The organism is Virgibacillus sp. M23 (assembly GCF_034190895.1).
GTDB classification, from domain to species: domain Bacteria; phylum Bacillota; class Bacilli; order Bacillales; family Amphibacillaceae; genus Virgibacillus; species Virgibacillus salarius.
The window spans coordinates 1-594 of the sequence record NZ_JAWDHA010000170.1 but is presented as its reverse complement, the minus strand read 5'-3'; the positions used below and the strand labels follow the sequence as shown (position 1 = coordinate 594).

Annotated in this window: 1 protein-coding gene and 1 pseudogene; both read right to left on the bottom strand. The window is 45.7% G+C overall.

Annotation, left to right across the window (positions count from 1 at the left end; translation table 11 throughout):
• Positions 1 to 227, bottom strand: a pseudogene (locus tag RVS70_RS21855) (EamA family transporter); the annotation flags it as partial.
• A 20-nt stretch (positions 228 to 247) separates the two neighbouring features.
• Positions 248 to 409, bottom strand: coding sequence for an anti-TRAP regulator (rtpA, locus tag RVS70_RS21850; RefSeq protein WP_321134823.1), 162 nt, complete (start codon positions 407 to 409; stop codon positions 248 to 250).
• Positions 410 to 594: the final 185 nt, after the last annotated feature.

The window sequence follows — 594 nt, the reverse complement described above, 5'->3', positions numbered from 1 at the left end:
CCTTTTTTATTGCCGTCTGGCATTGAAGGACGGTAAAACAAGAAAATCAGCCAAAACAGCGGAACAGCCATCAGCTGCCTGTATAGCAGCACAGCATCTGGCTCAGCACCCATTTGATAGGCCCATTTAATCCAAATTGACTTAGACGCAAAACAAACCGTTCCGATCAGCAAAAAAATTGTACCTGAAGCGGCCTCGCGAAACTTCCTCTTCTCTTCTTCTCTCATCTCAGCTCAGCTATTCTCCTTTACTTATTCAACTGCTTTTGGATAAAATCCAGAAGCGTATATCCTTGGGCAGTCAGAATAACACCTTTCCCGCTGCAGGCCGGGCATGGTGTTCCTTCAATTTCCCCCGCTCTTTCACATTTAGGACNTGCGACCTCAAGATCATCAGTTGCAATGACCATTTGACATCCTCCTTTCCTATTCATCTGCTATGCACCACCAGCCATCGTCCATTGGCCGTCACCTCCTTTAAGAAACACAAAAAAACCCCCATCCTATGCAAAGGACGAGGGTCTCGCGGTACCACCTTTATTAACAGCTATACAGCCGTTCACTCTAAGTACAGAAAACCTATGTTTCAATACTC